This is a genomic window from Nostoc sp. UHCC 0251 (genome assembly GCF_034932245.1).
Lineage (GTDB): Bacteria > Cyanobacteriota > Cyanobacteriia > Cyanobacteriales > Nostocaceae > Nostoc.
Map to the genome: position 1 here is coordinate 1 of NZ_JAYGHD010000342.1, position 22,968 is coordinate 22,968.

Here is a 22,968-nt window from a genome sequence, read left to right on the forward strand (position 1 = left end):
CTGCTCCCCTGCACAAGCGCAGGCTTTGAGGGGTGTGGTGAGAAATCCGGGGTAGGGGTAAGCTGTGCGTCCCTACGAACGGTCATATTTGGTATGCGTAATGCCAAATTTAGCCTGTCTTCATCTGAGAAAGCAGAGTCTAGTTTTGTGATTTTATTTTCCGAGTATTTCCGGAAGCGAAGGAAATTTTCAGTAATGGTAAGAGTTGAAGTATTTCAAAAAATGCAACTATTACTAGCCTTAACCATAAATCTGAGAAATGAAATTGAAATATTGGGTGATTAAAAACACAAATAATTGCGTTTTACATAGGCTAGTCGAATGATGTAAAACCAAATCAGCGAAAGAGTTACCAAATTTTTTCTCTATAAACACTTACCTCACACAAGTTAGTAAGTTTACCCAAAAAACCAAAATTAAACCATGAACTCCTCTTCATCATTAAGAGTCCGGGGAGATGTGAAATATACAAGTAACCAGCAGTCTCCCACTCCAAAAGTGGCTATGCTCAGATTTTTGAGGTTAGTTGCAGAGGATACAAACCTAGAATCTCAATTTAGCCAAGTTTCGGTTCTCCATGAGTTTCAACTAGGCGAGGAGGCAACTATCTACGGTCTAGATGGGAAAATTCAAGACAATAGAAATTTTTTGTATTCAGTTTGCCAGGGTCGGGTACAGCTAATTGCGTCAAACGCAACTATTGAAGGAGAAGCCTCAACTCATCTGCTCTTGGAAGCGCTAGCAGTAAGAGCGAGTCTTAGCAAGCTGGACTCATATTATAACCCGTGGGTAGCTAATTGGCAAGAAATTCATTATATGGTTGTCTGGCGAGTTAAAGGCGATCGTATATTAAGTAATCCAGGCATAGGCAAGGACTGGCTTTCGCCTTCACAGTTTGAAGCTAGCCGAACAGAATATGCACTACTTTTTACTTTTAGGCCCTGCGGAAAACTTGAATACCCCCAAGGGTCAGAAATTCCTTTTAAGCCACTATTGGCAAATATTGTGGCATTATCAAAAATCACTCAGAGCAATTATCCTTACTTTATTCACTTGTCAACTGATTAAAAACCCAACAATTCTGATTCTGGATGAAGCAACTAGTGCTTTAGATATCGATTTGGCACGCCAACTTCAACAGAACTTAAGCCAGATTAATCAAGCTCGTATCATCTTCATTATGTCGATAATATCCTTGTTCCAGATAGAGGTGTTCTCTTTAAGCAAGGTATTCATTAATAACTCATGTCAATTAGTGGCTCATGTCACCATTTAGCCCAACTGCAACTGCATCTATAATCTCACTTATATAAAATTCTTAGATATTAATACACAGATAAATTTTTGCAAAATCAACTTAGCAGCATTTTCTAATTAATTAGCTTCCTGTCTATTAGTTAATTATCTTAATTTATATAGGTTTAGCCTGCTACACTTTTTGTTGGCAGCGTACCGCCACGGACGTTTTGTTTAACTCATCTGATTATAATTAAAATTATATATATTAATAATAAATAATTATATTTGAAAGCTAGACTATCTCTGATTTAGTTATGATACTCATGAAATATTTATGAGCACTTCATAGCGATTTTATTTAGTTAAACTAAAGCTGTAGCCTTTGTAAATTAATGCATACAAGGCTAAAAAATAACATTCTCATCTATTTGAGAATATTTTAAAAATATTTGCAATTACTATGGCTAATCACGTTTTACTAAGCTTTTATATATTGGTATTGTTAGAAGTTGTTTTACCTCCTGGTTAATGCTAATATTTTCTAGTGACTCGACAATAATAAAAGGTTTAAATTGATATCAGGTGAGGGGTTAGACCCCTCACCAATTAGCAAAAGAGGTCAAAATTAAAAGTTGCACAATACACACCTACGTATCCAAATATCTTCAGTAAATTTAACTTATTAATCTGCTAATTTAGTAGATGACATTAACGACAATAAATAGTATAGATACGAATAGCGTTGTTAACCTTCAAAGATAAATCAATTTTCTTTACTAGCCCAAAAAATATGTAAACTTCCCGGAACATGCCTAATTTAGTAGTAGTAAGAAGTACAACCAATTGAACAGATAAAATTTGTTAATTAGGAGTTGGAAAACTTTCATACAACAAAATTACCTCTACCACAAGCCACATGAGACTTTGGTTTTACCGGTCAGATGACAAGGTAAAAGGTAAATTCATACCTTTTACTAACTAAGCAGTTTGTAAACTTCAATTTAAACACCAACAATCGCAGAAACTAAACTAGTTTACTTCATCCCAGACACCTAAAAACTATGATTAATCAAGACATTGCTGGCATTAGTAGTAACTTAGATAAGACAGTGAAGGCTCAACAATTTGACAAAGTAGTTGAAGCAATTCTTGCTGGTAAATATTCCTGGGCATGTGTTTTAATGCTGCGATTCGCTGGCTATAATCCTCTCCATTACATTCCATATCGCACCTACAATCGATTGCTCAAAGAAAACTCTAAAGCTAGTAGGACAAATCAACAGCAAAGCGAAAATCTAAAAATCCTAAAACATGCTAATGATGCACTATCTGATAGTAATGTATCATCCAGTTGCTTAACCAAAATCAAAGACAGAGCTTATCTGGAAGTCGTCGGAAAGCAAAAAACGGAAATTCGGGGTGGTAATTTAGATCAGAGAATGGCACAGCAAATTAACGATCATCAATCAATCAAATCGCAAATAAAACCAGAAAGCACTCAAGATATTTCATTGAAACGCTGTGGATTCAATTAAAAAGTATTTGGAATCAATAGATTCTGTTCTAGAGTTGATTGAGTGTCTGAAAGCCTACCATGCTAATTTAAAATTTTTAGCATGGTAGATTTTCTATAGTAGTGAGTAATTTGATATTTTTTAAAAAAATATGCCAAAATGGCAAAAATATACTAACGATATTGGTAAACTAATAAAAACTACAACTTAAACGAAAATAGAGGTGATTGGCGGCAAGCAAGTTAATTTTAAAAAATAAATTCAATAATTAGTTCTGACGATCAAAGAAATCAAACTGATTACAAAAGTGGTCAGAATTTCATGGAGTAAATAACTCCTATACCAAGACTGATGATCTAACCGTTGCTACTGGTGGTTCTATTTTCGAGGAAGTCTGAGCAAAGAAAATTTGGAGCGGTAGCTTCTCCCAATCCAAACTTTACATAGCTTTTACCGACTGCAGACGGTGTAAGTATTGCTTATAAAACTTTCTACACTGTGATTGGTGTTGCTTTAGTTAATAAAGCAAACGCTTAACACCAATACCAGGAACGGAAATAGAAAAGTTACGGTGAAATCGCAATCGTGGCTAGTAGAACTAGTAGCTCATACGCTTCTCTTTCGACTATTGTAATCCTAGTCCTCCCAACCTGGATTATATCTGTTTTCTAAATTTTCAATTTATATAGCAACTACTGGAAGTTCAAAACTTGAATAGCTTCCAGTTTTTTATGTCTCAATAAAAATAAGGTGGGCAAATCGCCCACCTTACTTTTTGTGGAGTATAGTGAATCCAAAAATTAATTAAACCTTGGCTAATTCTGGGGTAGGACGCTTGCTGTTGCGAATTGATGTAATAGCCTCAGCATAATCCTTAGCGTTAAATACAGCTGAACCGGCGACAACTGCATTAGCTCCCGCTTCCAGAACTTGCCAGGTATTATTTGCCTTCAGTCCTCCATCCACTTCAATCCAAGGGTCAAGACCGCGTTCATCGCACATTTGACGTAGCTTGCGGATTTTGGGTAATACACCAGGGATAAAGCTTTGACCACCAAAACCAGGGTTGACGCTCATAATCAGTACTAAATCGCACAAATCTAGAACGTATTCAATTAGCTCTAGAGGGCTACCAGGATTAAGTACAACACCAGCTTTCTTACCAAGCTCTTTAATTTGTCCCAAGGTGCGGTGCAGGTGTGGGGAAGCATTATGTTCGCAATGTACAGAGATAATATCAGCACCCGCCTTAGCAAATCCCTCTACATATTTTTCTGGCTCCACAATCATCAAGTGGACATCCAGCGGCTTGGTCGTAACCGGACGAATCGCCTCCACAATCAGAGGGCCTATCGTAATATTAGGTACAAAACGACCGTCCATGACATCAACATGAATCCAATCTGCTCCAGCCGCATCGACGGCGCGAATTTCATCACCTAGACGACTAAAATCGGCTGATAGGATAGATGGAGCAATTACAATGGGCTTTTGAGATAGGTTTTGGGTCATGGCTAGTGGGTTTTTAAGCGTCCTCGTCTGTACGCATTGTAACAAAACATTGAGCAAGACTCATAACTTTGATCCCGGCTTTTTTGGAAGATAGGGAATAAGGTACAGGTAACAGGGTACAGATTATTCCCTATCACCTGTTACCTGTAACCTTTCCTCTAATCTCATCACCAATGACCAATGACAAATGACTAAAAAACTAACCTGGATAATTTGGGGATTAAGTGCTTCTTGTCTGAGTGTGCCAGCAATTGCCTCAGCTTTAGAATCTGCTTTGGGAACTAACGGCATTGATGCTCTGAAGCTACACCGACCTCCTTATAATTTAATCGGTCGTAAGATTGCTATTGGTCAAGTGGAAATTGGCCGACCGGGAATGTTTGGGTGGGATAAGGCAGTGTCTAAAAATCGTGCCATATCCTTAGCGGGAGTATTCTTACGCAATGGCCCAGCTAAGTCTAATAGCGGTGTTGATCCCCACGCCTACAATGTCGCTGGTGTCATGGTAAGTCAAGATAAAGCTTTGCCGGGAATTGCTCCGGGAGCAAGACTGTATTCGTCTGCGGTGGGTTCGACTAAAAACATGGGTCAACCAGAAGAGTGTTTATCAGCCCAGCACATAGCACTACAAAATAGTGGTGATGTTCGTGCCATTAACTTTAGTTTTGGTGAATCTCTGAGCCGCGATCCTAGACCACAGGCTATTTTAGACGGCAATGCTTTACTAACTTTATGTGTTGACTGGTCTAGTCGCGTTCATGATGTTTTGTATGCGATCGCAGGCAACCAGGGTAAGGGCGGTATTCCCATTCCTACAGATAATTTTAACGGAATGAACGTGGCTTTTTCATCCCGCAGAGGGGGAGTTTTTAACAAAGTAGACGTAGCTAATCTGGCGGCTGTTAATCAAGGAGCGACTCAAAGGCTAGCTGGCAAGGAATTTAATCTTGATGGGCGTCGCGCCATCAGTTTAGTTGCTCCTGGTAATAACATTTCTTTGCTCAATCCAGATGGCAAATTGAAAAAGGTTACAGGTACGAGTTTTGCAGCGCCTCAAGTTACGGCTACTGTTGCTCTGTTGCAGGAATTTGCTGACAGACAGATGCGGACAAAACAACCCAACTGGAGCATTGATTCTCGGCGTCATCAACTAATGAAAGCTGTATTGCTGAATTCAGCAGACAAAATCTTAGATAGTGGCAATGGCTTACGGTTGGGAATGAGCCGAACCCTAATTGATAAACAAAATCAAAACTGGCTAGATTCGGATGCTTATAAAGATCCAAAGATTTCTTTGGATGCCCAAATGGGAGCGGGTCATTTAAATGTATTTCGCGCTTATCAGCAATTTAGTGCTGGTCAATGGCAACCATCAGGTGCTGTGCCAGCGATTGGTTGGGATTATCGTACAGTCGATGTTGGAGCTTCTGTTGACTATATATTAGCAAAACCTTTAAAGCAGGGAAGTTTTGTCGCTGTCACCATGAGTTGGGATCGATTGGTGGAACTCAACGATAAAAATAAAAACCAGCAATATGACGCAGGCGAAAATTTTCGCGATCGCGGCTTAAATAATCTCGATCTATACTTGGTGAAATCTGATGCTCAAAATCCAAATGCTGGTGCTGTTTGCTCCTCAATCAGCCAAATCGATAGTGTAGAACATATTTTTTGCCCCGTTGCTGCTACCGGCAATTACAAAATCCGCGTTCACTTTCGTCAAAAGTTAAATGAAGCAACTCAAGCCTATAGTTTAGCTTGGTGGAGTGTACCTATTAATTGAAATAGGGGCGCACAACTACATGTGTCAACTTACTTACAGCGTTTTTTATCTATTTGAACCTCTATAGGGACCCACAGCCGTGTGTCCCTACAAAAGTTTAGTATTTCGTGAACCGAGAAGCTTGATTTATCTTTAAAAATCAATAACAGTGGTTATTTTCTGATTAAGTAGTCTACAATACTTTTATATATAAATAGGAAAATTCCTAAGAATCGATATTTTTCATAATTCGTCTGCATAGCCGCCCCAATCAGGGATTAGCAACTCTAATAAGTTGTGTTTAATTCCTATGAGCTACTAACTTGCTGTTACAAAAACTGTAACAGTCCCATTTTTCTATTGGAGCAAATGCAATAGTTAATCATTGACACAGTATCTGCGTCAACCATGAGCACAGATCGGGAATCTTTGGCAAGCGAGGTAGCAGAATGAATCGGCAGAAATTTAGTGATGCGAAAGAAAATTTCCTGCAAAGACGTTACGGTGTGAGTCTGGGTAGACGTTATGCTTTGGCAGCGGCAAGTGTTGTTCTATTTAGTGTATTAGGGTGTTCTCAAGTCGAGAGTAACAAAGGTGCCCTTGCCCAATCTAGTTTACCTCAGCCAGAAACCCCTTTGCAAAAAAAAACACTCAAGACTGATAAAAAAATCGTTGAGTCCAGCAATAAGTTTGGCTTCAAACTGTTTTCAGAAGTTCTGAAAAATGAGAAAGCGAATAATGTTTTTATCTCACCTTCGAGTGTTGCGATCGCTCTTGCTATGACCTACAACGGCGCTAGCGGCTCGACTCAACAAGCAATGGCGAAAACCCTGGAATTACAGGGGATGAATCTACCAGAAATTAACTCCTCTTACGCGGCGGTATTAAAGCAGCTTTTAGACAATCAGGATGCAAAAGTGCAACTGAGCATTGCTAACTCACTTTGGGCAAATCAAGATGTTAGCTTTGCGCCAGACTTCCTCAAGAGAACCCAGGATTTCTATCAAGCTAAGGTCAGCAATTTAAACTTTAAAGATGCCGCCGCATCTAGTATTATCAATAACTGGGTAACAGAAAATACCAAGGGTAAAATCAATAAAATAGTTGAAACAATTGAACCAAATCAAGTATTATTTCTGATTAATGCTATATATTTCAAAGGTAATTGGAGTAACGAATTTGAAAAAAGTCAAACCGCTCAATACCCTTTTTACATTACATCTGGTAGACAAAAACAACACCCAATGATGTCACAAAAAGGTGACTACAGGTACTATGAAAATGAACAGTTTCAGGCAGTTAGTTTACCTTATGGCAAAGATGGTAAAGTCAGTTTTTATATCTTCCTGCCCAAACAGAATTCTAACCTCAAAGCCTTCTATCAAAGCTTGAATATTGAGAACTGGGAAAAATGGATGACTCAGTTCAACGAACAAAAAGGGTTTATTCGCCTACCCCGCTTCAAAACAGATTACGAAGTTACACTAAATGATGCCTTGAAAACTTTAGGCATGGAAGAGGCTTTCAGCAACAAAGCCAATTTTTCCGGCATGGGTAAAAATTTTGCCATTAGCCAAGTTAAGCATAAAACTTTTGTCGAAGTGAATGAAGAAGGAACCGAAGCGGCTGCGGCTACTTCAGTGGGAATAGTAACAACATCTTTGAGAGAAGAACCAGAACCATTCCGAATGATTGTTGATCGTCCCTTCTTCTGTACTATTAGGGATAATCAAACGGGAAACATTTTGTTTATGGGTTCCATTATTGAGCCACAGTAAAAAATCCAAACTTCTTCATTTTGGATTTTGAATTTTAGATTTTGAATTTTGAATCTTGAATTGAATTCTAGGGTAATGTTGGTTCAGAAATACTCAGAGTATTTTTGGTGTCAGCTTTCGGGGGTTCTTTTGCTGCAACAGATGGAGTTATTTCCCCAGTGGCGTTGTCGTCTGTCTCGCTGCTTAGGCTCCCAGGACGCAAGGCGCTTAAAGCAGTCTTAATTACAACAGCTGTAGGTACTGCCACAATTACACCCAACAGTCCGCCAACTCTTGCCCCTGTCAAGACTGAAATTAAAATCCAAACTGGATTTAAACCCGTAAAGCTGCCTAAAATTCGGGGGGCAATTAAGTTTTCCAGAATTTGCTGGACGATTACCGCTGCTATCAACACTCTCACACCCATTGAGAAATCTTGCAATGCTACCAATAGTGTAGTCAGAGCGATGCCTACAGAACCACCAAAGGGGATGAGAGCCATCAGACCAATAGTTAGACCGAATAGTAGACCAAATGGCACCTTCAGCCACAAAAAGGTAGGAATGAGGGCTGATGCCATGCAAGTCGATAAAATCAACTGAGTGATGAAGAAATTTTGAAAGCTTAGGCGGACTGTTTTCGAGAAAGGAGCGCGAAATTTAGTAGGTAACCATCCCACTAAACTTTGCCAGAGTTCACCCCCATGTTGTAAAAGGTAGAAAGTCAAAACCATCGTCAAGAGAATATCTAGCAAACTAGTAACTGTAACTACCGCCAGATTTAAAACTTGTCCAGCGATCGCTTGCAATTGTCCCTTGACGCGATCGTTGATTTGCACTACCAGAGCATCGAGGTTAATCGGTAAGCCAAAAGTCTCAGCTTTTTCGTTTAATATCATTAATTGAGAGCGCCCAGAGTCAATCAACTCTGGTAAACGAGCCACAAGTTGTTGAGCTTGGGTAAGGGCCAACGGAAAAAGTGTCACACCCAACGCTAATAAAATCGATAAAGCCAAGAGAAATACTAAGATAGCAACTTGCTCTCGTCTAGCACCATGATGCTCCATCCAGCTCACGGGGTAGTTGAGCAGAAATGCTAGCACTGAGGCTCCCACTAAAATGACTATGAGAGAATGGAAATAATCAAAAAATACCGAAAGTGCCCAACCATTAAGAACTAGCAGCGGCAGGAATAACGCGATCGCCCCGATTCGCGCTATTGGTGTAAATGTTTGCCACCAGTCGAGTAGCTTGCGTGTCTGCATTTTGAGCTGATTGCGGGATACAACTAAATGAAATCTTTCTTTACAGCTTATTATCTCTAACTATATGAGTCTTATTCATCCTTCTAGTTTAGGAGTTAGGCTAATCCAAATGGAAAATTTTGAACCGAAAGGGAATGGGGAGTGGGGAGTGGGGAGTGGGGAAGAAGCAAGGGGGCAGGGAGCAGGGAGCAAGGGAGAAGAATTTTCCCCCCTGCCCCCCGCCCCCTGCCCCTCTGCCTCTTTTCAATGCCCAATGCCCAAAACACAGTTGCTTTTACATTTGATTCCGATCATCGGCTTTTTTCCGTCCTTGTGGACTCTCTCTCGGGGGCAAGGAAGCCGCGAACAACTTGCTATTAGCCGTCTGTCTATTACTTTGGCAGTTACTTGGCTGTTGGGATATCTATTATTAGCTACCGGAGCAGCAACTTCAGATTTTTTTCCGCTACGTCTATTTATCTTGAATAGTTTTCTTACATCGGGTTACTTTTTAGTAAGTGTATGGTTGATTTTGCGCCTGATGCAGGGCAAATCTGGGCGTTTACCAGGGTTTACTAATTTAGCAGAACGAGTACTTGGAAAGTACTTATCTTAATTTTTTAAGGTGATAATTTTTCAGTACTTTTACCTATTTTCTAAAAAATTACGGTTGATTTATCTATATATCTAGTCAAATCCAGTTTATTATTGCCATACTTCAGTAAAACATATCCAGGTTGACCCAAAAGCAGGAAAAATGTTGCTATAAGTGTTGTGGTTGACACTACATTAAAAAAATTAGCACTGATAATTAAGAGTTAGTTATTATGGGTTGATTTATTTGCATGTTTTTAGTCTGCAATCTAACGAATTTGATTAGTGAGTAAGTGTGAGGAAGTCTGTGACCATTCAAAGAAGTTCGGCGGAAGAAAACCAGTCGGGAAAATTCTCAAAGTCCAAGAAAAAAATTTCCCTTCCCCATAACTCGAAATCTGGACGTTGGCTGTGGTTTTGGGTAGGTATGAGTGGGATTGCAATGGTGTCAGCGACGGCAGGGGCGCTTTTGGCAGTGTCTTTAACCAGCACGCCTTTGCAACAAGCCCAGCTAAGTCCACAGGATGAGGCGGTCTTTGATGGCGATCGCATTTCTGGAGGTGTGCTGCGTTTTTCAGAATTAACTCGCCCAGTAAATCTTTTAGTTATGGGGATGAGCGTACTCCCGCCAGATGTCCAAAGCCCTCCTGAAGAAACCAAAAACCTCAAGTACCTGCCCCAAGTAAACTCCTTCGATGGTCTTGCCGATGTGATGCTCTTGGTCAAATTTGATCCAGAGACGAAAAAAATAGTTATGCTTTCCATTCCCAGAGATACCCGCACAGAAATAGAGGGGTATGGGATAAAAAAAATTAATGCCGCCAATATTGAAGGTGGGCCAGCTTTGACTGCCAGAACCGTCAGTAATCTCTTGGGTGGGGCGGGAATTGATCGCTATGTTCGAATTAACGTTTTGGGAGTTGGCAAGCTGATCGATGCTTTAGGAGGCGTAACAGTCTACGTCCCTAAAGATATGAAGTACCAAGATGATTCTCAGCATTTGTACATCAATTTGAAGGCGGGTAAGCAGCATCTCAATGGTGAACAGACACTGCAATTGTTGCGGTTCCGCCATGACGAACTCGGTGATATTGGTCGGATTCAGCGGCAGCAAATGGTTATGCGGGCTTTGATGGATCAAACACTCAATCCAGCTACTGTTGCTCAATTACCTAAAGTTCTGGATGTAGTCAAAGACCACATCGATACCAATTTAACGGTTGAAGAGTTAGTAGCGTTAATGGGTTTTGGGGTGCGGACAAATCGCTCTAACATGCAAATGTTAATGCTGCCAGGTCGCTTTAGTGAGAAGAGTGAGTATGATGCTAGCTATTGGTTGCCAAGCAAAAATGGTATTGCTAAATTGATGGCTCAACACTTTGGTTTGGAATCAGACCAGGAACAGCAGATGTCTGATCCAGGCTCTTTGCGTGTAGCAATTCAAGATAGTACAGGTGGCGATCGCTCTAACCTGCGTCCATTGATTAGAGCCTTAGAAAAATCTGGATATCGCAATATATATGTGGCTAAGGCATGGGGTGAACCTTTAGAAGTAACTCACATTGTCGCCCAACAAGGAGATGGTGAGAGTGCCGAATCAATTCGCAACACTTTGGGATTTGGCGAAGTGCGTGTGGAAAGTACTGGCAACATTGGCTCGGATATCAGTATCCAAGTGGGCCAGGATTGGTTGCAACAAAAATCTATTTTGGAGGAGTTGCTGACCAAATAATTCGTAATTCGTAATTCGTAATTCGTAATTAATTACACTGGTATAAATATTGCTGACAGCGAATTTACTACTTGGCTGAGTTCTTGGAGTTTAGCTGCAACTACACCATTGGTTAATAATTCTTCTGCTTTAGCTAAACCCTCTGGCATATCTGGACAAATACCACTGCGCCATAGGTAAAATCCGCCATTCCACAAGGCTGTTTGCATTAGTTCGCCTGGTTTACCTGCCAAAACCTCCTGCATTTGTGCCACTAGTTCTTCAGTAGTTCCAAGGGGTACGTTCTTGGTAGTAAAGCCGTAATCACGCGGTACGAGGTGCAATCGCTCTACCTCTTGGAATGCTATGGATGAAGATAAGCTGATAATCGCAGTGCGATCGCGTGGTAAATCACAACTTCCTTCTAATCCCTTCACTAATGTAAATTTTGTTACTCCTCGCAGCCCTAGAGCTATCTTAAACATCCCTTCTGTGGGCGGATGAACAAACCCAGCAATTATATGAGCATCCCCAGCATAAGGACACCAAATTAGCTCCATTGTTGCCAATGGCGGACGTTTGCCAAGTTGATCGCGATACTCCCAAATACTGTTAGTTAATGGAAAATGCTGAGGTAGATAAATAAAGCCGATTCCTGTTTGCTCAAACACTTGCTGGGTTTTTGCTAGTGGTAGGGTAGTCCAATCGACTCCTAAACCCTGCCAAATATCTATCAGGGGTAAACCATATTTGGTTGGGAGGCGATCGCCACCGTGCATTATCACTGGTTGTCCAACTGCGGCGAGTATTAAAGCTGTTACTGGACTAATTGGTGCTGTACGGGTTCTGCCATCATAAGGGATGCCAAGAGCGATCGCTGGTCGCCCAGAGGCGATTGGTTGCAGTTTTGGCCCCAGTTCATCATAGGCATCCAACATTCCCGCCAACTCTTCCCCCGTAGGGCGTTTGATTCGATGAGCAATCAAAAACGCTCCGATTTGGGCTGGTGTAGCTTCACCCAGCAGCATCATTTTAGTGGCGGTGGCTGCTTGGGCGCGAGTTAAATTCTCACCTGTATGATTTCCACTACCTACTTTTTGCAGTAATTCCCTAAATACATTACTCATTTGTCCTTTGTCCTTTGTCCACTGTCATTTGTCCATTGTCCTTTCTGAATATGACTAATGACCAATGACTAATAACTAATGACCAAATAATTCATAATTCATAAATTTTAAAATGGGTACAGAGCCAACCACTGAATTTTTAAATCATTGGTCAAAAAGACAGTGGAGCATTTCTTGCTCCCACTGATTTCAATTATGAATTATCAATTATGAATTAGTTTGACGTTTAACAAGCCGATCGCTGCTGGTCAATTTGTAATGGAATATTTTCGCGCACGAGTTGCCAAAAGTGCTTGATCGGGGGAATTTGGAGGCGATCTTGAGTTGTGACCATAACTACCCGACGGGTCAAACTGGAAGCATCTGCTAAACCACTAGTATTATTGCTGGCTAAGGAACGAATTGCTAGGGTAGGGTCAAGACGAGCTTCTAATAATGCTGATTGAGGTAGCAAAGCTATCAGTTCTCCTTGGCGCACCACTCCCCGGAAAGCATCTAGGGTATTTACCTCTAAAGCCGCCTGGAGTGTAGCTTCCATTCGCTCAAATCTATCTTGTATTAAGCGCTGCATCCCATAACCATCTTTAAAAACCACTTGGGGATAACGAATTAGCTCCGACCAAGGGACGCATTCATATTGGGCTAGGGGATGATTGGCTGCGGTTAAAACTTCTATCGGTTCATCATAAAGTACTTCTACCACCATTTCTCTACCAGTGGTTAAGAAGCGATTATTCATCACAATTGCTAAATCCACCAATCCATCTTTGAGCACTTTGAGGGCGCGATCGCTTCCTAATGAAGTCACCCGCAATTGCACATCTGGATAATCATGACAAAATTTTTGCAACACTGGTGGTAAGTAAGATCCGCACAGGGAATGAATCGCGGCAATGCAAAGTTCTGGTTGCTTACCAGCGATTAAATCAGCTAATTCTTCTGTCGCTGTCTGCCATTCTTGGCAAATTTTGCGGACGCGAGGTAGTAAACATTCACCTCCCAGCGTTAATTTGGCGTGACTTGTTCTATGAAAAAGTTCTACACCCAAATCTGCTTCTAATGCCTGGATTTGGCGGCTAATCGTCGATTGGGTAACACCACATGTTCGCGCTGCTTGTTGAAAGCTGCCGGTTTGGGCGATCGCTAGAAAGGCTTGCAACTGCTCTAGGCGCATTTTTATGTAGCCTGAATTACATTTATAACTTTCATTAAAGTTAACGGTTTTTTATCCACAATTTAGTATAGTTTGTTACGGTAATTTTTCTATGATTTACATTTGTGTAAATCAGGTTTTACCGCCTTTTTCGTAAATTCTCCGCTTTGTACCGATGTGCTAACGCCAAAGGAGAGGATGAATCTCACTGCGACTCCAGCATTTCTTCAACAGACAAACCAATATCATTCGCAATTTGGCGTAGCAATCTTGGCGAAATATCACGGCTCTTGTGAAACGGAACTGTTGTTCCTCGACCATCTTGGTGACGAAACTGCTTGTGTGAACCCTTCTGGCGCACCTCCACAAAACCAAGGTTTTCTAGAATGCGGACGACCTCTTGTGGCTTCAGGACAGGAATGTTGCTCATGGTTTACTGAACCACGATCTGCTGTATACCAACAAATTCCGTCTCAAATGTCGCGTCTTCATCTTCTAGAAGCATCTCAATCACTTCGCGTAGATTTTCCTGTAACTCATCTAAGGTTTCTCCTTGAGAATGCGCTCCGGGAAATCCAGGCACATAACCAACGTAGAGATTAGTGTCAGAATCTCGCTCAATTATCGCAGTAAAGGTTTTCATAAAGTTGGTCAGTGGCAATATGCTTTAGATCATAGCCGGACAATCACCTGTTCATACTAGAGGAATCTGACCTCCAATTTGACGAAATTACCACTCGGCTAAAGCGATCGCTATTCCTTGTTGCAAATCTGGTGTGAGTGCGGTGTTATTTGCTAATTGCTGCAATTGTTGATATGTGGCTTCATTATCCAGATTTCTCAGTGCAGCGATCGCATGTAGTCTCACAGATGCATTAGAATCAGCTAGCAGCGAAATCAATGGTTCAATAGCTTGCATTTCGCCTAATTGTCCTAAAGACAAAGCGATCGCACTTTTGACGTTAGCAATCTCTGTGGCTGGATGCTGCGATCGCAGTATTTGCAATAATATTTCTGCCGCTTGTGTAGTTTGCGGCTTTTGCACACGCCCCAGAACTGTAACAATTTCTTGCCAAAGTGTCTCTGAAGTGCTTTGATTAAATGCTGTTTGCAAATATTCCAAACTGGATGGTGTTCCCACCCAAACTAAAGCGCGGATGGTTTCTAATTGCAGTGGTAGCGGTGTATGAGGTGATATTAGCACCTTAAATAATTGCTGGGCTGCATCATCACAACCCATCCGAGAAAGGGAAACTGCGGCTGCACAACAAACATCAAGATTAAAGTCGTAAAGCTTCGGCTGTAGTCTCGTTACCAAATTTAATGCTTCGCGTAAGTCGGGGCGAAAACCTAAACCAAGCACTGCTGCACGCCTAACTGTGGCGGCTATATCATCCAAGGCGTTTAACAATACTGGTGGAACACGTTCGTCATGAAAGCTGCTGAGGGCTTCAATTGCAGCAGTGCGGATTGCTGCTTGTGAATCTTGCACTACACTCAACAACGGTGTGATGGTTTCCGTTTGCGGAATACAGGAAAGCGATCGCACTGCTAAAAGCCTTGTATCTTCATTTAATAAAAGTTCAGAGAGTGCAGCGATCGCAACAGTACCCATTTGCCCTAATGCTGTAGCTGCGATCGCTTTGAGTTCTTCATCCTCATCAGTTTTCAACAATTCAACCAAGGGTGCGATCGCATCTGGGTGTTGAAATTCGCCTAAAGTCCGTGCTGCATACCAGCGTAATTCTTCCTCTGCATCTTCATCTTCTAATATCTCAATGAGTGGTGGGATAGCAATATCCTTTAACTGAATCAACACTTTGGTGATTTCCCAGCGTTGTTGAAAATCCCCCACCTCTAAGATTGAAAATGCTAATGTCAGCAGATATCCTCGATTTTCAACTACTTCTGGATTTTCGCAATCTGTCCCTAAAATTAATTGTTGTAAATATTGAATGAGTGATGACCAATCAGCCATATCATGTGCTGTTTGGGCTTGCACTAAAAGCTGATTGATATTACTCACCATACCCTGAATTGTGAACTATATGAATACAACAAAAGTACAAATTCGTAAATAAATCGCTGCTTTTAACTGCCCTTACTCTGCTTTTTAGTACATCATTACAAAAATTTTGAACAGCGGCTCCATCTCTGATTTAACCACTAAAGTGCATATTACGAATTACGAATTACGAATTACGAATTATTTTAACTTGGCTTGACTACAACTGAATCACCCTCAATTTTGACGGCGTAAGTTTTCAGCGCTTCTGTCGCCGGGCCTTTTTGCACTTTACCATCAATACTAAATTCCGAACCATGACAGGGACAGGCGAATTTTTTTGCCTCAGCTTTCCATTCTACGGTGCAACCTGCGTGAGTACAGGTAGGGTTAACAGCAGCTAGATTTTCGGCTTTAGATGTACCGACTACCAACACAGGCCCAGCAGGTGAATTTTTCGCCAGCAATTGGCCAATCTTATTTAATTCTGCCGAAGTGCCTATTGTTTGCCAATCCCTAGAAGTTGGAGTTGTTTGAGAAGAACAAGCTGCGATCGCTACTGGTAGGGAACTCGCTATCCCACCCAAACCTACCCAATTAATAAAATCACGACGTTTCATAGGTGCTGAAATGATATTTAAGTTTTAGCTAATATCTGCCACTCAATTTTGGATTCAGGATGGATCTATGGCAATCTAAAATCCCTTTGATCGTTTCAAATACCCTTCATTAAGCGCTTTACGTGGCTCATTGACTGGCTTTGATGCAAAAAATGCATATTATTTATACGTTTTCAGCAATTTTACCATAAAACCGTAACAATTTATACGATTTTAACAGAAATCTGGCTTTAACTTATGAGTATCGAAATTGTTACATAAACATTCTCTAAACCTGCTTGACAAATTTCCAACATCTAAATGGCGACAAGTTTTCCTTAACTGATCACGGATTTGGAGTTTAGCTTTGGAATCCTCTTAAGTAAAAATAATCAACCGTAAGCAAATATTAAGTTTTTATTCCCTAATCCTCGTAGATACAAGATTTTATGGAGCTACGGGTTGATTGATATTGGCTAATTATCACCATATTCAGTAATTTGCATTGAGAGTCAGCTTATGACAGACACAGCAACTACCACTACCAGCCTCAATAAGTTCGAGAAATTCAAGGCGCAAAAAGATGGACTCGCCATCAGAGGTGAGATAGAGAAATTTGCTGCCCTTGGTTGGGAAGCAATGGACGAAATCGATCGGGATCATCGACTCAAATGGGTGGGTGTGTTTTTTCGCCCAGTCACCCCAGGTAAGTTTATGATGCGGTTGCGGATGCCTAACGGTATTCTCAGCAGCAGTCAGATGCGTGTTTTAGCCCAAGTGGTGCAGCGTTACGGTGATGATGGCTGTGCTGATATTACTACGAGGCAGAATATCCAATTACGGGGGATCAGAATTGAAGATTTACCAGATATCTTTAATAGATTTCACGCAGTTGGACTAACCAGCGTCCAGTCAGGGATGGATAACGTCCGCAACATCACAGGCGATCCTGTGGCGGGGTTAGATGCAGATGAGTTGTACGACACACGAGAGTTAGTACAGCAAATTCAAGATATGCTCACCAACAAAGGGGAAGGAAACCCAGAGTTTAGCAACTTACCACGGAAGTTTAATATTGCGATCGCAGGTGGACGAGACAATTCAGTTCATGCTGAAATTAACGATTTAGCTTTTGTTCCAGCATTTAAGGAAGCAGGGGAGCAGGGGAGCAGGGGAGCGGAGGAGCAAAATTTCCCCCCTGCCCCTCTGCCCCTCTGCCCCTCTGCCCATTCCCAACACAAAATTTTCGGGTTTAACATCCTCGTCGGTGGCTTTTTCTCAGCTAAACGTTGTGAGGCGGCGATTCCTCTGAATGCTTGGGTACTTCCTGAAGATGTAGTAGCTGTATGTAGAGCAGTTTTAGAAGTCTTTCGTGATCATGGCCCGCGTGCTAATCGGCAAAAATCGCGCTTGATGTGGCTAATTGATGAATGGGGTGTAGAAAAGTTTCGAGCAGAAGTAGAAAGCCGTTTGGGTAAATCATTTTTACCCGCAGCAGCAAAAGACGAAATCGACTGGGAAAAACGCGACCATATTGGGGTATATAAACAAAAACAAGCAGGATTAAATTACGCAGGCTTGAACATTCCCGTCGGTCGGTTGTATGCCGAAGATATGTTTGAAATCGCTCGTCTAGCCGAAGTTTACGGCAGTGGTGAAATCCGCGTCACGGTTGAGCAAAATATCGTTATCCCGAACATTTCTGACTCGCGGTTAGCAACATTTTTAACAGAGTCTTTGCTAGAAAGGTTTTCTATTGATCCAGGTTTGCTGACGCGATCGCTAGTATCTTGCACAGGCGCACAATTTTGCAACTTTGCTCTCATCGAAACCAAGAACCGCGCCCTGGCAATGATTAAAGCCTTAGAAGAAGATTTAACCTTCACCAATCCAGTCAGAATTCACTGGACAGGTTGCCCCAACTCTTGCGGACAGCCTCAAGTTGCAGATATCGGCTTGATGGGAACTAAAACTCGTAAAAATGGCAAAACCTTGGAAGGCGTTGACATATATATGGGTGGCAAAGTCGGCAAGGATGCTCATTTAGGAACTTGCGTTACCAAAGGCATACCATGCGAAGACTTGCAGCCAGTATTGCAAGATTTACTAATCAAAAATTTTGGGGCAAAACTCAAGCAAGAAGCTTTAGTAATTAACAGTTAGTAAGTAGCCGGGGAGCATGAAATAGGAAATAAAATCCTAGTTCGTAGTGAGTGAGCAAAGTTTATTAGAACTAAAGTCCTTACTACAAACTTGAATTTATTTACGCCTCGTTACTGAATTGGTAGTGCTTAATAAATGACAAAAAATAAAGGACAAATGAGAAATATTTCACGCAGAAAATTTATTTTAACCACCACTACTGCGGCGGCGGCTTCTATCCTGGCTCATGGTTGTTCTTCCGGTAGCAATACAGCCTCAACAGGTGGTAACGCACCCTCTGCGGCTCCGGCTGCCAATGTCTCTACAGTAGCTAATGCGCCGAAGGTAGAAACAACCAAAGCCAAATTAGGATTCATCGCTCTAACTGATGCTGCTCCCCTAATTATTGCTAAAGAAAAGGGTTTCTTTGCCAAGTACGGTATGACTGATGTTGAGGTAATCAAACAAAAATCTTGGCCTGTCACCCGTGATAACTTAAAAATTGGCTCATCTGGCGGTGGTATTGATGGCGCACACATCCTTAGCCCCATGCCTTATTTGATGACCATTAACGATAAAGTGCCAATGTATATTTTGGCAAGATTAAATACCAATGGTCAGGCTATTTCTGTTGCAAATAAATTTAAAAACCTGAATGTAAAATTAGAAAGCAAGGCGCTGAAAGAAGCTGCGAGTCTTGCCAAAGCCGAGCAAAAATCCTTGAAATTTGGTATGACCTTTCCTGGCGGCACTCATGATTTATGGATGCGCTATTGGCTAGCGGCTGGCGGTATTAATCCAGATCAAGATGTGGTTTTATCGCCTGTACCACCACCGCAAATGGTGGCAAATATGAAAGTCAGCACTATCGATTCTTTCTGTGTGGGAGAGCCTTGGAACGCTCAATTGGTGAACCAAAAATTAGGTTATTCGGCTTTAGTTACAGGCGAGTTGTGGAAAGATCATCCAGAAAAAGCCTTTGCGATGCGAAAAGATTGGGTTGATCAGAATCCTAATGCTGCACAAGCATTGTTGATGGCAGTTTTGGAAGCTCAACAATGGTGCGATCGCGCCGAAAATAAAGAGGAGATGTGCAAAATCTGTTCTGACCGGAAATACTTTAACGTTGCTGTTGCAGATATTTTAGAAAGGTCTAAAGGCAATATTGACTTCGGCGATGGACGGACTGAGCAAAACTTTTCACATCCGATGAAATTCTGGGTAGATAATGCTTCTTATCCTTTCAAAAGCCATGATATTTGGTTTTTAACAGAAGAAATTCGCTGGGGCTATTTACCAAAAGATACTAAAGTTCAAGAAATAGTTAATCAAGTGAATAAAGAGGACTTGTGGAAACAAGCAGCTAAAGCTATTGGTGTTGCTGATTCTGAAATCCCTAAGAGTACTTCTCGTGGAGTTGAAACTTTCTTCGATGGTGTAAAGTTTGACCCTGAGAAACCAGAAGCATATTTGCAAAGTTTAAAAATCAAGAAAGTTTAATGAAGTATTTAGGCACAATCTCCCTTTGTGATAATACTGTGCTCACTCACTACAAACTTGAATTTTACGCCTAGCTACGTAAAGGCAACCGGAGAACAAAGAAAATGGCAGCTATTCTTGGAAGTCGCAATTTTAGAAAAAGTAACCGCAAACATCTCAATAAATTAGTTTCGCAAAAGATTGTGCCGCCACTAGTAGCATTAGCTATATTTTTAGTGATTTGGCAACTAGTTTGTTTAACTCCTAACTTCGGTTTACCTGGCCCAATAGAAACGTTTTCAGAAACTTGGAACCCTTTTATTATCGATCCATTTTTCGATAATGGTGAAAGTGATAAAGGTTTGGGCTGGCAGATACTTAGTAGTTTGGGAAGAGTCGCTTTAGGCTTTTCGCTAGCAGCAATTGTTGGTATTGTATTGGGTATTTTTGTTGGTGCTAACAAGTTACTCTATAATGCCGTAGATCCGATCTTCCAAGTGTTGCGGACAGTACCGCCTCTAGCGTGGCTACCAATTTCTCTGGCAGCATTTCAACAAGCGAATCCTTCAGCTATTTTCGTGATTTTCATTACATCCATTTGGCCGATTGTGATCAACACCACAGTGGGCGTGCAACAAATTCCTCAAGACTATGTAAACGTAGCTAGAGTTTTACGTTTGAAAGGACTAAAGTATTTCTTAAAAGTTGTGTTTCCTGCAACTGTTCCTTATATATTCACAGGATTACGCATTGGCATTGGTTTATCTTGGCTAGCAATCGTTGCAGCAGAAATGTTAGTCGGTGGCGTGGGAATTGGTTCATTTATTTGGGATGCTTACAACACAACCACAGAAACTAACTTAAGCGAAATTATCCTCGCACTAATTTATGTTGGTTTAGTCGGATTAATTCTAGATAGAATGGTTGGCTTTATAGCTAGCAAAGTTGTCCCAGACTAGGGAATAGGGAATAGGAAATAAGTTACTTCCTCAATTACGAATTACGAATTACGAATTACGAATTAACAAATGACTACTTTTGTTGAAGTTGACCACATCGATCGTGTATTTGAACTTCCGAATGGCGGCAAATATATTGCTCTAAAAAATATTGATTTGAAAATCCAAGAAGGGGAATTTGTTTCTCTAATTGGACATTCTGGTTGTGGTAAGTCTACTTTGCTCAACATCATTGCAGGTTTAGATAGAGCAAGTGTTGGCGGTGTGACGTTAGAAGGGCGGGAAGTTAGAGAACCCAGCCCAGATCGGATGGTTGTGTTTCAAAACTACTCTTTGCTGCCTTGGTTAACAGTAAGGGAAAATATCGCCCTAGCTGTGGATGAAGTGTACAAGGGTAAGCCCAAAGGCGATCGCAGAAGCATTATCGAAGAACATATTGATATGGTGGGGCTGCGTCTGGCGGCAAATAAACGCCCTAGCGAGTTATCTGGGGGAATGAAACAACGGGTAGCGATCGCTCGCGCCCTAGCAACTCGTCCCAAGTTATTACTGTTAGACGAACCCTTTGGAGCGTTGGATGCCCTAACACGGGGTAGTTTGCAAGAGCAACTGATGAAAATCTGCAACGAACACAACGTTACTTGTGTGATGGTGACACATGACGTAGATGAAGCGCTTTTATTGAGCGATCGCGTTGTCATGCTCACTAATGGCCCAGAAGCTCACATCGGGCAAATCCTCGAAGTGCCAATCCCTCGCCCGCGTCAACGCTTGGAAGTCGTCAAACATCCCAGCTACTACAGTCTGCGGAATGAAATGATTTACTTCCTGAACCAACAAAAACTGGTTAAGAAACGCAAAGCACAGCAGACTTCAGCACCAGTAGCCATATTCCACAACGGCTTAGAAAAAGTCAATTTAGAAATTGGCTTTATGCCTCTGACTGATGCTGCACCTTTAATCGTTGCTCAAGAAAAAGGCTTCTTTGCCCAGTATGGTTTAGAAAATATCACCCTCACTCGTGCGAATAGCTGGAAGGAAATAGCTCAAGGGGTTGTTACTGGCAAATTAGATGCAGCCCAAATGCTGGCGGGAATGCCCTTAGCCCTAACTTTGGGTGCTGGTGGTAAAAAACCAATTCCTATAATCAATGCCCTAAATATCTCTCGCAATGCGAACGCCATCACCTTAAGCAAAAGATTGTATAGCCAAGGTGTCAGAAATCTGGCTGGCTTAAAAACAGCAATTAACGCTGCTCCCGACCAAATTCTAACTTTGGGTGTAGCTCACTCTACTTCAATGGTGAACCTAATCCTGCGTTATTGGCTGGCGGCTGGTGACATAGATCCCGATCGAGATGTCAGCCTAACGGTGATTCCACCAATGGAAATGGTTTCTCAACTCAAAGCCGGAAATATTGACGGTTACTGTGCTGGAGAACCCTGGAATTATCTTGCTGTTCATCAAGACTTTGGCTTCGTTGCCGCTACAGCTTTAGAAATTTGGTCAGGACAGCCGAAAAAAGTTTTGGGAGTGCGGGAAGATTGGGCGCAGAAATATCCAGAAACTTATCTTGCTCTGGTTAAAGCACTGTTAGAAGCTTGTAAATACTGTGATGATTTCCGCAACCGCGAAGAAATTTTAGAAATACTCTGCCGTCCTGAGTACTTAGACATAGATCCTATATATGTTCGTCCTGGTTTCGTCGATCGCTACGATCGCGGCGACGGTACAGAACCACAAGAATTCAAAGGATACAACCAGTTTTATCTCAATCAAACCAACTATCCCAACCGCACTGAAATTTTATGGATGGCCACTCAGATGGCACGTTGGGGTTTAACACCCTTCCCGAAAAACTGGGTGGAGGTAATTGAAAGAGTCTGTCGCACAGACATATTTGGTGCTGCTGCCCGCGAACTCGGCTTACTCGATATCGGAGAAGATGACCCTGTTCACTTATTTGATGGGAAAGTTTTTAACCCATCAGAGCCGATAGAGTATCTCAAAAGCTTGGAAATTAAACGGCAAATACGTATTGAAGAAGTATTTCTTTAGTCATTAACGCCATATGCGACTTTATCTCAAACCTAACCCCCAACCCCTTCCCTTGTAGAGAAGGGGAGCAAAAATCAAAGCCTCTCTCCTTTTAGGAGAGAGGTTTGGAGAGAG

19 protein-coding genes are annotated in these 22,968 nt (G+C 41.6%); 11 read left to right on the forward strand and 8 right to left on the reverse strand.

Annotated features, from left to right (window positions below):
• The 3 genes from VB740_RS28750 to VB740_RS28760 form a co-directional block, all read left to right on the forward strand.
• A partial coding sequence (locus tag VB740_RS28750; protein WP_323203255.1) for a hypothetical protein occupies nucleotides 1-285 on the forward strand: 285 nt, incomplete at its 5' end.
• 138 nt (nucleotides 286-423) lie between these two features.
• Complete coding sequence (locus tag VB740_RS28755) at nucleotides 424-1,068, forward strand: cysteine peptidase family C39 domain-containing protein (RefSeq protein WP_323203256.1); 645 nt, start codon at nucleotides 424-426, stop codon at nucleotides 1,066-1,068.
• Nucleotides 1,069-2,303: 1,235 nt separating this feature from the next.
• On the forward strand, nucleotides 2,304-2,774 hold the full coding sequence (locus tag VB740_RS28760) for a HetP family heterocyst commitment protein (protein ID WP_323203271.1): 471 nt from the start codon (nucleotides 2,304-2,306) through the stop codon (nucleotides 2,772-2,774).
• Nucleotides 2,775-3,557: 783 nt separating this feature from the next.
• Here the strand turns inward: VB740_RS28760 and rpe are convergent.
• Entirely contained in the window at nucleotides 3,558-4,265 is a 708-nt protein-coding gene (rpe, locus tag VB740_RS28765; protein WP_323203257.1) for a ribulose-phosphate 3-epimerase, read from the reverse strand.
• A gap of 187 nt (nucleotides 4,266-4,452) precedes the next feature.
• On the opposite strand from rpe, the gene VB740_RS28770 reads away from it, so the two are divergent.
• The gene (locus VB740_RS28770; protein ID WP_323203258.1) at nucleotides 4,453-6,048 is read left to right on the forward strand and encodes a S8 family serine peptidase; all 1,596 of its coding nucleotides are present in this window, start codon (nucleotides 4,453-4,455) and stop codon (nucleotides 6,046-6,048) included.
• Nucleotides 6,049-6,476: 428 nt separating this feature from the next.
• Nucleotides 6,477-7,805 carry a serpin family protein gene (locus tag VB740_RS28775; RefSeq protein ID WP_323203259.1) on the forward strand — a complete coding sequence of 443 codons (1,329 nt, stop codon included), beginning with the start codon at nucleotides 6,477-6,479 and terminating at the stop codon, nucleotides 7,803-7,805.
• A gap of 67 nt (nucleotides 7,806-7,872) precedes the next feature.
• On the opposite strand, the gene VB740_RS28780 is transcribed toward VB740_RS28775, so the two are convergent.
• Nucleotides 7,873-9,048, reverse strand: coding sequence for an AI-2E family transporter (locus tag VB740_RS28780; protein ID WP_323203260.1), 1,176 nt, complete (start codon nucleotides 9,046-9,048; stop codon nucleotides 7,873-7,875).
• A 253-nt stretch (nucleotides 9,049-9,301) separates the two neighbouring features.
• Here VB740_RS28780 and VB740_RS28785 point away from each other — a divergent pair, with 253 nt between their 5' ends.
• Nucleotides 9,302-9,643: a hypothetical protein gene (locus tag VB740_RS28785; RefSeq protein WP_323203272.1), complete on the forward strand. Its 342-nt coding sequence runs from the start codon at nucleotides 9,302-9,304 to the stop codon at nucleotides 9,641-9,643.
• A 285-nt stretch (nucleotides 9,644-9,928) separates the two neighbouring features.
• A complete protein-coding gene (locus VB740_RS28790) occupies nucleotides 9,929-11,353 on the forward strand; it encodes an LCP family protein (RefSeq protein WP_323203261.1) in 1,425 nt (474 codons plus the stop codon).
• 32 nt (nucleotides 11,354-11,385) lie between these two features.
• Here the strand turns inward: VB740_RS28790 and VB740_RS28795 are convergent, their stop codons facing one another.
• From VB740_RS28795 to VB740_RS28820, 6 genes are all read right to left on the reverse strand, one after another.
• The gene (locus VB740_RS28795; RefSeq protein WP_323203262.1) at nucleotides 11,386-12,459 is read right to left on the reverse strand and encodes an anthranilate phosphoribosyltransferase family protein; all 1,074 of its coding nucleotides are present in this window, start codon (nucleotides 12,457-12,459) and stop codon (nucleotides 11,386-11,388) included.
• Between the two features lie 226 nt (nucleotides 12,460-12,685).
• Nucleotides 12,686-13,633, reverse strand: coding sequence for a LysR family transcriptional regulator (locus tag VB740_RS28800; protein WP_323203263.1), 948 nt, complete (start codon nucleotides 13,631-13,633; stop codon nucleotides 12,686-12,688).
• 184 nt (nucleotides 13,634-13,817) lie between these two features.
• Nucleotides 13,818-14,042 (reverse strand): type II toxin-antitoxin system HicA family toxin, encoded by a 225-nt coding sequence (locus VB740_RS28805; RefSeq protein ID WP_190909794.1) that lies wholly within the window; start codon nucleotides 14,040-14,042, stop codon nucleotides 13,818-13,820.
• 3 nt (nucleotides 14,043-14,045) lie between these two features.
• Nucleotides 14,046-14,255, reverse strand: a complete 210-nt coding sequence (locus VB740_RS28810; RefSeq protein ID WP_323203264.1) for a type II toxin-antitoxin system HicB family antitoxin — start codon at nucleotides 14,253-14,255, stop codon at nucleotides 14,046-14,048.
• A gap of 87 nt (nucleotides 14,256-14,342) precedes the next feature.
• The gene (locus tag VB740_RS28815; protein WP_323203265.1) at nucleotides 14,343-15,641 is read right to left on the reverse strand and encodes a HEAT repeat domain-containing protein; all 1,299 of its coding nucleotides are present in this window, start codon (nucleotides 15,639-15,641) and stop codon (nucleotides 14,343-14,345) included.
• A 182-nt stretch (nucleotides 15,642-15,823) separates the two neighbouring features.
• Entirely contained in the window at nucleotides 15,824-16,237 is a 414-nt protein-coding gene (locus VB740_RS28820) for a ubiquinol-cytochrome c reductase iron-sulfur subunit (RefSeq protein ID WP_323203266.1), read from the reverse strand.
• A 498-nt stretch (nucleotides 16,238-16,735) separates the two neighbouring features.
• Here VB740_RS28820 and VB740_RS28825 point away from each other — a divergent pair, with 498 nt between their 5' ends.
• The 4 genes from VB740_RS28825 (at nucleotide 16,736) to VB740_RS28840 (ending at nucleotide 22,854) form a co-directional block, all read left to right on the forward strand.
• On the forward strand, nucleotides 16,736-18,379 hold the full coding sequence (locus VB740_RS28825) for a ferredoxin--nitrite reductase (RefSeq protein WP_323203267.1): 1,644 nt from the start codon (nucleotides 16,736-16,738) through the stop codon (nucleotides 18,377-18,379).
• 156 nt (nucleotides 18,380-18,535) lie between these two features.
• Entirely contained in the window at nucleotides 18,536-19,858 is a 1,323-nt protein-coding gene (locus VB740_RS28830; RefSeq protein WP_323203268.1) for a CmpA/NrtA family ABC transporter substrate-binding protein, read from the forward strand.
• Between the two features lie 104 nt (nucleotides 19,859-19,962).
• Nucleotides 19,963-20,796 (forward strand): nitrate ABC transporter permease, encoded by an 834-nt coding sequence (gene ntrB / locus VB740_RS28835; protein WP_323203269.1) that lies wholly within the window; start codon nucleotides 19,963-19,965, stop codon nucleotides 20,794-20,796.
• Nucleotides 20,797-20,865: 69 nt separating this feature from the next.
• Complete coding sequence (locus VB740_RS28840) at nucleotides 20,866-22,854, forward strand: nitrate ABC transporter ATP-binding protein (RefSeq protein WP_323203270.1); 1,989 nt, start codon at nucleotides 20,866-20,868, stop codon at nucleotides 22,852-22,854.
• Nucleotides 22,855-22,968 lie beyond the last annotated feature (114 nt).